The sequence below is a fragment of the Pantoea sp. UBA5923 genome (assembly GCF_002431095.1).
In the GTDB taxonomy this organism is placed as follows: domain Bacteria; phylum Pseudomonadota; class Gammaproteobacteria; order Enterobacterales; family Enterobacteriaceae; genus Pantoea; species Pantoea piersonii.
On the sequence record NZ_DJDN01000052.1, the window covers coordinates 2928 to 12024 of the forward strand.

Annotated in this window: 8 protein-coding genes and 1 pseudogene; 4 read left to right on the forward strand and 5 right to left on the reverse strand. The window is 58.6% G+C overall.

Going from position 1 to position 9097, the window contains the following annotated elements; genetic code table 11:
* The 4 genes from lsrB to lsrA all read right to left on the reverse strand — a co-directional run.
* Positions 1-939 (reverse strand): autoinducer 2 ABC transporter substrate-binding protein LsrB (lsrB, locus tag B3797_RS12575; RefSeq protein WP_311791284.1); only part of this gene is annotated, 939 nt, incomplete at its 3' end.
* 13 nt (positions 940-952) lie between these two features.
* Complete coding sequence (gene lsrD / locus B3797_RS12580; RefSeq protein WP_120453418.1) at positions 953-1975, reverse strand: autoinducer 2 ABC transporter permease LsrD; 1023 nt, start codon at positions 1973-1975, stop codon at positions 953-955.
* Positions 1975-3039 carry an autoinducer 2 ABC transporter permease LsrC gene (lsrC, locus tag B3797_RS12585; RefSeq protein WP_311791251.1) on the reverse strand — a complete coding sequence of 355 codons (1065 nt, stop codon included), beginning with the start codon at positions 3037-3039 and terminating at the stop codon, positions 1975-1977. Before lsrC ends, lsrD begins: the two co-directional genes overlap by 1 nt.
* Positions 3039-4583, reverse strand: a complete 1545-nt coding sequence (gene lsrA / locus B3797_RS12590) for an autoinducer 2 ABC transporter ATP-binding protein LsrA (RefSeq protein ID WP_311791252.1) — start codon at positions 4581-4583, stop codon at positions 3039-3041. Before lsrA ends, lsrC begins: the two co-directional genes overlap by 1 nt.
* A gap of 233 nt (positions 4584-4816) precedes the next feature.
* On the opposite strand from lsrA, the gene lsrR reads away from it, so the two are divergent.
* Together lsrR and lsrK are read left to right on the forward strand one after the other, a co-directional pair.
* Positions 4817-5791, forward strand: a complete 975-nt coding sequence (gene lsrR, locus B3797_RS12595) for a transcriptional regulator LsrR (RefSeq protein WP_240629439.1) — start codon at positions 4817-4819, stop codon at positions 5789-5791.
* Between the two features lie 67 nt (positions 5792-5858).
* Complete coding sequence (lsrK, locus tag B3797_RS12600; RefSeq protein WP_311791253.1) at positions 5859-7448, forward strand: autoinducer-2 kinase; 1590 nt, start codon at positions 5859-5861, stop codon at positions 7446-7448.
* Positions 7449-7468: 20 nt separating this feature from the next.
* Here lsrK and B3797_RS12605 read toward each other — a convergent pair.
* Positions 7469-7702 (reverse strand): annotated as a pseudogene (locus B3797_RS12605) (nitrogen assimilation transcriptional regulator); the annotation flags it as partial.
* Positions 7703-7956: 254 nt separating this feature from the next.
* On the opposite strand from B3797_RS12605, the gene B3797_RS12610 reads away from it, so the two are divergent.
* Positions 7957-8598: a TetR family transcriptional regulator gene (locus tag B3797_RS12610; protein WP_120453410.1), complete on the forward strand. Its 642-nt coding sequence runs from the start codon at positions 7957-7959 to the stop codon at positions 8596-8598.
* A gap of 72 nt (positions 8599-8670) precedes the next feature.
* The coding region (locus B3797_RS12615; RefSeq protein ID WP_311791254.1) for an FAD-binding protein at positions 8671-9097 on the forward strand (427 nt) is incomplete at its 3' end.

The following is a 9097-nucleotide window of genomic DNA, read 5'->3' on the forward strand; positions in this document are numbered from 1 at the left end:
TTCATACTGGTAGCCCTGCACGCTGTTTGGCGAGACTTCAACCTGGCCGATTTTCGGCACATCCAGCTTGTCGCCCACGTTTAGCCCGCCCTTTTTCAGCAGCTGTTCGGCGACATAAACTGAAATCTTGCCCTGCGCGACCACGTCCCACAGGCCGAACTGTTTCACTGTCCCGCGCTCGACATAGGGTCGCATGACGTTTGGTGTGCTAAAGCCGACGATGGCGATATCCTTGCGTCCGAGGTTTTCCGCCGCCTGCGCCGCCGCTGGCAAAGCATTAGCGTCTGGCGCGATGATGGCGTCGAGGTCATTCCACGACTTCATAATGCCCTCGGCGGTTTGCAGCGACCTGGTGGCGTCGTTATAGCCGTACTGCGTGGTGACGATTTCCCAGCCTGGATGCGCTTTGGCGATGCTGGCTTTTGCCTCTTTCACCCACTGGTTCTGGTCAGTTACCGTGGGGCTGGAGTAAAAAAAAGCCACTTTGGCTTTCTCTTTAGTGACCTGGCTGGCAGTCATATCCACCAGCATGGAACCCAGCTGCTGCGGCGTACCCTGATTGATGTAAATCGAGCGGCAGTCGGGCCTGGTGTCCGAGTCCCAGGTCAGGACTTTCACCCCACGCTGCATGGCGCGTTTCAAGGCCGGGCACAGGCCGTCTGGGGAGACTGCCGCCACGACAATGGCGCCATAACCCTGATTAACGAAGTTGTTAATCATCTGCACCTGCCCCGACACGCTTGGCTCCGTCGGGCCGTCGTAGGTCACATCGACACCCAGCTCTTTTCCCGCCGCCATTGCCCCATTGCCGCCGCTGGTGAAGTAACCGACCCCTACCAGTTTCGGGATAAAGGCTATGCGATCGGCCGCCTGTACACTGGCACAAACCAAAGCTAATGCACTGACAGCGAACAGGGTTTTCCACGCGGTTATTTTCATCATTCACTCCACATTATTTCGAGGTCAGAGAAGCAGAAGGCGCAGACCAGCGGCGGTAATAGCGCTGGAAAACACTGCGAAGCAGGCCACGGTTGAGGCTGGCTGAGCGGCCAATCACTACCAGAATCAGCAGCGCGCCGGAGAATGCGCTGGAAACCTGACTGGAAATGCCGATCATTTGCAGCCCTTGTTGCAAATAGCCAATCAGCAAGGTCGCCAGCGCCGTGCCGAGCACCGAGCCAGAACCGCCATAAATATTCGCGCCGCCAAGCACCACCGCGGTGATGGCAGGCATGAGTAAGGAGACGCCAAGATCCGAACGCGCCGAGCCGAAGTAGGATGTCATGACTATTGCCGCCGCTGCCGAGGCCAGCCCGGTCATGCCATAAAGCACGAATAAGGTGCGGCTGACTGGCAGAGCGCCATAGCGCGCCACGCGGGCATTTTGCCCAATCAGAAACACATTGCGGCCGGTACGCGTGCGGTGCATCAAGCCCCAGAAGAACAGCGTCGCTAAAAGAAAAATCAGCAGCGGCATTGGCAGGCCCAGCAGCACCTGGTTAGCGAAGTCAGTAAAGGCCGCCGGGAAGCCGCCGATCCCTTCAAAGCCTGTCGCGCCTGCCAGTCCGGAGAGGAGCAGCGCGCTGCCGCCGAACAGGTATAACGTGCCGAGGGTGATCACCAGCGGATTAACGCCGGTATAGAGGATCAGCGTGGCATTGAGCAGGCCACAGGCAGTGCCAAGCGCCAGCGTCAGACCAATCGCCAGCGGCAGAGGCACGCCCGCTTGGCACAGCACGCCGAGCGCAATGGCGCACAGGCCGATGGTTGAACCGAATGAAATATCGATGCCGCCGCTAACAATCACCATTGTCAGCGGCAGCGCCACAATACCTATGGTGATAAAATCGCTGGTGCTGTACAGCAGCGTGTTAACGTCCAGCATGCGCGGGTTGGTAAGGCCGAACAGTAAAATCTCCACCACCAGCAGGGCCAGCAATGTCCCCTCCCAGCCGTAACGCTTCAGATTGTTCATCACAGCACCCCGCTTTTATTGGTGTTCATACGTCGGGAAGTGCGCGTCTCCGACGATTTGGTTTTGGCTCTTGCCACCCCCGCCGCTTTCGGCTGGAAACGGGCGTACTTCTGGAGGCGCAGGTTTTTGTCGAGTGCCTGCCGCAGACGCCCGTCAAACACCAGTACCGCCAGCAACACGACGCCCGCGATGAAGTCGTTCCACCACGCGGGCAGGCGTAGCAGCACTAACACGCTGTCGATTTGTGTCAGGAAATAGGCCCCCAGCACCGCGCCAACAAGGCTGCCGGTGCCGCCAAGCAGGCTGATTCCCCCCAGCACGCAGGCAGCAATGGCTTTCATTTCCAGCCCGCTGCCGGTTTGGTTCGGGACAAATCCAATCTGCGACGCGAAGACAATCCCGGCCAGCGCCGCCATCGAGCCATTAATGCCAAAAGCCAGAATACGTATGCGGTTCACCGGCACGCCGAGCTGGCGCGCGCCCTGTAGATTGTCCCCGACGGCGTAAAAGCTGCGGCCAAAAGGCGTGCGCGACAGCACCCAGAACATCACTAACAACAGAACAATCACCAGCAGCCCGAGAGGAGAAATGCCCAGCACCAGCGGCGTAGAAAGAGCTTTTAAGTCAGCAGGTAGCCCCTCAATCCACTTGCCGCCGGTCAGCAGCAGCATCAATCCGCGGTATAAACCCAGAGTGCCGAGGGTGGCGACAATCGCCGGAATACGCAGCCACGTCACCAGCACGCCGTTGAATAAGCCCGCCGCGATCCCTACCGCCAGCGTCGCCAGACAGGCCAGCGGCAAAGCAAGACCGCTATTGAGCAAGATGCCCAGCGATACGGCGCACAGCCCGGTTATCGACCCCACCGACACGTCGATATTGCGGGTCAGCATCACTAACGTGGCACCCATCGCCAGCAGCATCAGGATCTGCGCACTGCCGAAAATCATCCCCAGCGTCTGGAAGCTAAAGGAGTGGCTGTCCATCGTGCCGAGCAGGCCGAACAGCGCGATAATCGCCAGTAGCGCGGTCAGCTCACGGTTATTCTGAATCAGTCTCAGCATCAGGCTTCTCCCTCTAAAGCGTTGACAGGGACGGGTTGGTGCGCATTGCCGAAGGCGATATGCATGATGCCGTTAACGTTAATATCGCCACCGCGCAGCTCGCCGCTCATCTCCCCCTGATGCATGACAAAGACCCGGTCCGCCAGCTCTTCTATCTCGTCCAGGTCGGAAGAAATCAGCAGCACAGCGACATTTTGTTTCACCACGCTTTGCAGCAGTTGGTAGATGTCGGCGCGGGCGGAAACGTCCACGCCACGGGTTGGCTCATCGACAATCAGCAGCGCGGGGTCAGCTTCAAGACACTTGGCAATCAGCAGTTTTTGTTGATTACCGCCGGACAGCGTGCGGGCGTGCTGGTCGCCGTGAGAATATTTGATGCCAAGCGCGCGGTGGTAGCGCTCGAGCACGGCGGCCTCACGTTTGGGGTTAAGCCACCAGCCGGTGCGGTTAAAGGTCAGCGAAGTGGTGTTCCATGACAGCGAGGCGTCAAGATATAAGCCGGAGGCCTGGCGATCTTCGGGCAGGTAGACCAGTCCCTGTTCCAGTCGGGCCAGGGTATTGAGCGAAGTGATATCGCGCCCCGCCAGCCACACCTGCCCGGCCCGGGCGGCGCGCAGGCCATACAGCGTTTCCGCCAACTCGGTGCGCCCGGCCCCCACCACGCCGGCCAGCCCGACGATTTCTCCGGCATTCACCGTCAGGGAAATATCAATAAAGCCCTCGCCGGTGAGATTTTCCACCTGTAGCACTGGCGTACCGGCTGCGCCATTACGGCGCGAACCGGGCAGATCCAGCCATAGCTTCTGTTCGGCGGGCAGCGCCGTTTCGGCCGCCTGCGGGGTAATGGCCTGAATCAGCTGGTCGTTATCAAGCTCGCTCAGTGCGCCGCTGAGGGCAATCTTGCCGTCACGCATCACGCTGACGCGGTCGGCAATCTGACGAATTTCAGGCAGCTTGTGGGAGATAAACACCACGCCGACGCCCTGCGCAGCCAGCTTTTTAACCTGAGTAAACAGCCGCGCGGATTCAGCAGGAGTCAGCGACGCCGTAGGTTCATCAAGGATCAGCAGCCGCGCGTCGCGCATCAGCCCGCGCAGAATCTCTACCAGCTGCTGGTCGGCGACTTCCAGCGTCCCCGCCAGCGCGCCGAGAGGTAAAGTGCAGCCCAACTGGTCAAGACGCTGTTTCAGCTTGTCAGCACTGGCCTGATGGGCGGGCAAACGGAACAAGATGTTCTCCTTTACCGTCAGGCTGGGGAAGAGCATCGGCTCCTGCGGCACCAGATAGATCCCTGCCTGATGGGCCCTGGCGGGCGTCATACCGGTGTGCACTTTACCGTTCAGCCACAGCGTTCCGCTGTCCGCCACCTCGACCCCGGCGATGATTTTCATCAAAGTGGATTTTCCCGCGCCATTGCCTCCCAGCAGCGCGTGGATCTCTCCGCCGTGCAGGGTAAAGTCGATATTTTTAAGTACCGCCACGCCGGAAAAGCCTTTGCTGACACCGGAAACGTGTAATAACGCGTTAAGAGAGTCTGTGTGCATGAAGCGGCCTCTGATTAAAAACACACTCAATGAACAAATGTATTTACCGTTTAATATTGTTCAAAAGCCTAGTCTGCAGCGGTGGATAAAACCTGAACAGCGATCACGGTTTGTTTAATCCATATATTCTGCGTTATGATTCACACGGCAATCCTTCAATATTTGCCATACCCATCACAGTTAACATCATTTCGTTAACGAACAATTGATCTATATTTTGATAAGTGTTCACTATGAATGACAAAGCAAATCAGTCCAACCTGACTATCCCAATGGAATATGGCATGGGCGAAGAAGAGCTGTTGGCCCGCACCGCGTGGTTCTATTACCACGACGGCCTGACCCAAAATGAGATCGGTGACCGGCTGGGGCTGACGCGCCTGAAAGTCTCACGCTTGCTGGAAAAAGGCCGCCAGTCTGGGGTGATCCGCGTGCAGATTAACTCGCGCTTTGAGGGGTGTCTGGCGCTGGAAAACACCTTACTGGATCGCTTTGATTTGCAGCATATCCGCGTGTTACCGCACCTGTCGGAAGGCGTTTTGAGCAGCCGTTTGGGCGTGGGTGCCGCGCATATGCTGATGACCTTGCTCAAGCCCGATCAGCTGCTGGCGGTGGGTTTTGGCGAAACGGCGATGAGCACCCTGCAGCATCTGAGTGGGTTTATCAGCTCGCAGCAGATTCGCATGGTGACGCTGTCCGGCGGCGTCGGGCCTTATATGACTGGCATCGGCCAGCTCGACGCGGCCTGTGGCGTAAGCATTATCCCTGCACCACTACGGGCCTCGTCCGCCAGCGTCGCGGCGATTTTCCGCCAGGAGCGCAGCGTACATGACGTGATGCTGGCGGCCTGCGCGGCAGACATTGCCATCGTCGGCATTGGCTCACTGAACCAGAAGCACGACGCGACGATCCTGCGCTCGGGCTATATCAGCGAAGGCGAACAACTGATTTTTGGCCGCAAAGGCGCGGTCGGCGACATTCTCGGCTACTTCATGCAGCGCAACGGCGAGCTGGCGGAGAACATGACGATCCACGACGAGCTGATTGCCGTCTCGCCAGATGATTTAGCCAATATTCCCACCGTGTTGGGCGTCGCCGCCGGGGTGGAAAAAGCCGAGGCGATTATCGCGGCGCTGAAAGGTAAACGAATCAACGCACTGGTTACCGAAGAGAGCACGGCGCAGGCGATGTTGGCGCTACTCGATTAACGCGCAAGATGTGTTCTGCGTGGCGACGGTAACGGGTATGGATAAAAACCGTTATGAGAGGCGGACTATGAGCACATCATCTGCAACAAAAAACGATGCTTATTTGATGGCACTGGATGCCGGCACGGGCAGTATCCGCGCGGTGATTTTCAATCTCGAAGGTGAGCAGATAGCCGCGGGGCAGGCCGAGTGGATCCATCTGGCGGTGCCGGACGTGCCCGGTTCGATGGAGTTTGATTTGAGCAAGAACTGGCAGTTGGCCTGCCAGTGCATTCGCCAGGCCCTGCATGAAGCACAACTCCCCGCCTCAAGTATTCGCGCCGTCGCCGCCTGTTCAATGCGCGAAGGCATCGTTCTCTATAATAAAGCCGGTGAACCCATCTGGGCCTGCGCCAACGTTGATGCTCGCGCCAGTCGCGAAGTCTCCGAGCTAAAGGAAATTCACGACTTTGAATTTGAGCGCGAAGTGTATGAATGCTCCGGCCAGACGCTGGCGCTAAGTGCCATGCCGCGCCTGCTGTGGCTGGCGCATCATCGCCCGGATATTTATCGTCAGGCTGCCACCGTCACCATGATTAGCGACTGGCTGGCCTTTATGCTGAGTGGCGAGCTGGCGGTAGACCCCTCTAACGCGGGCACCACCGGCATGTTAGACCTCGCCACCCGCAACTGGCGCCCAGAGCTGCTCGACATGGCCGGTCTGCGCGCCGATATGCTCTCTCCAGTAGCCGAAACCGGCACCCGGCTGGGCTCCGTCACAGCCAGAGCAGCAGAAGCCAGCGGTTTACAGGCTGGTACGCCCGTGGGCATGGGCGGCGGCGATGTACAGCTTGGCACGCTGGGGCTGGGCGTGGTGTGCGCCGGTCAGACCGCCGTGCTGGGCGGCACCTTCTGGCAGCAAGTGGTTAACCTGCCAAAGCCCGTCACCGATCCGGAAATGAACATCCGCATCAATCCGCATGTCATCCCCGGTATGGCGCAAGCCGAGTCGATCAGCTTTTTCACCGGCCTGACCATGCGCTGGTTCCGCGACGCCTTCTGCTCCGAAGAAAAGCTGCTCTCCCAGCGTCTGGGGGTCGACACCTACTCGCTGTTGGAGGATATGGCTGCCCGCGTGCCAGTCGGCTCATGGGGCATCACACCGATTTTCTCTGATGCGATGCATTTCAAAACCTGGTATCACGCCGCGCCTTCTTTTATCAATTTGTCGATTGATCCTGAACGCTGCAATAAGCAAACCCTGTTCCGCGCCCTGGAGGAAAACGCCGCGATTGTCTCAGCCTGCAACCTGGACTTGATTGCCGAGTTCTCCGGCGTCCGCGCCAAGTCGCTTGTGTTCGCGGGTGGCGGCTCGAAAGGAAAGTTGTGGTGCCAGATCCTCAGTGACGTGACCGGCATTCCGGTAAAAGTGCCGGTGGTGAAAGAAGCCACTGCCCTGGGCTGCGCGATTGCCGCAGGCGTCGCGGCGGGAGTCTATTCTACCCTCGCCGAAACCGGGGAATCCTTAGTGCGTTGGGAACGAGAGTATCAACCCGACACGGCGAATCATGAAATTTATCTGCTGCAGAAGAGTAACTGGCAGGCAGTTTATTCGGACCAACTTGGGTTAGTAGACAGGGCGTTAACAACGTCGATGTGGAAAGCACCCGGGTTGTAACAGTTGGCGGCCACGTCGGGCGCTGCGCTGCTGCCGAGGGACAGATCGACGGTCACTTGCCCGTTGAGCGCCTGACCGGCGCAGTTCAGAGCGCGGCGCGCCTGCTCGCACTGACGTAAAATCGTCTGGGCGTGCATATAAAGAATGTTTCCAGCCTCGGTCGGCGTCACGGTGCGGACTAATCATTGCTGCTCCCCTTCCAGCGTCGCCAGTTACTGACTCAACGCAGGCTGCAAGATATGTAAAACAGCTGCCGGTTATTGCCGTTACCGGCAAAGGCAATCCCAGTCAGAGGAGCCAGATTTAAAAAGCCCGCTCAGGGAAACCTGAGCGGGCTTTTGGTTTTTGGCGCAATACTGCGAATAACCCGACGCGCTAAACATTCCCGCCGGTGCAATAACAGCTCACTCTTTGAAACCCTCGCCTTACCATTTCCCCTGGATCTGTAAATGCCCGCCTGCCGCGCTGTGATACCATAACCGCTTAACCATCCTTGTTACTGAACGCTATGTCAGATACCACACCAAAAAGAAAAAACGATCCTGAAGGGCTGAAAAAACGCATTATCGCGGGCGCCCTGACGACTTTTGCCGAGTACGGCATGCAGGGCGCGCGTCTGGAGCAGATCGCCGAAAACGCGCAGACCACCAAACGCATGGTGGTTTACCATTTCGGCACCAAAGAGAAGCTCTATATCGAGGTGCTTGAACAGGTCTATCAGGCGATCCGTGAGCATGAGACCGGCCTGAACCTGGCGGCGATGGAGCCTGAGCTGGCGATGAGCAAGCTGGTGGAAGCCAGCTTCGACTACCATGTCTCGCATCCCGATTTTATGCGGCTGGTCTGTACGGAAAACCTGTTGCGCGGCCGCTATATCAGCCAGTCGCCGCGCATCAAGGCGCTGAACCGCAGCGCCCTCGACCTGCTGGACGATATTCTGACGCGCGGCCAGCAGCAGGGCATCTTTATTCGTGAGGTCGAAACCATCGACGTTCACCGCCTGATTAGCAGCATCTGCGTGCATCACGTCTCCAACCGCTACACCTTTAACGCGCTCTTCAGCCCGGATAACAGCGAAGAGGAGAGTATCCGTCGCAATCGCCAGCTGGCGGTGACGGCGACGCTGCGCTACATCCGTAAACCGGCTTAAGGGAAGCGACAACGCTGCGATGGGCTACGCTTAACTCACTAAATTCACCGATCTCAACACAGGAATGTAGTCGTGAGCAGAGACGTCGAACGCTATCCCCTTCGCAACACTACCCTCAGCGACCAGGATGAGTCGCTGTGGAACTGGGCGCAAAACGCCCGCATCGGTAGCCGGCGGCAACTGCATCAACCGCGTAACGAAGCGGAGCTACAGCAAATTTTGCGCGGCACGCAGGGCCGCGTGCGCGTGGTGGGCAGCCGTTTGTCGCCAGGCCGTATGCTGGACGTCGAAGAGGATGACGTGCTGGTGGATATCAGCGCCCTCTCCGGCCTGCTGGCGCAGGATGAGCAGAGCGTCACCGTGGCGGCGGGCACCACGCTCAACGACCTCTATATCCGGCTGACCGCAATGGATCGCATGCTGGCCGCGTCGCCTGGCGTGATTGCGGTGCAAAAGCTGGCGGGCGCGATGGCGACCGGCACCCACGGCCAGGGCCTTC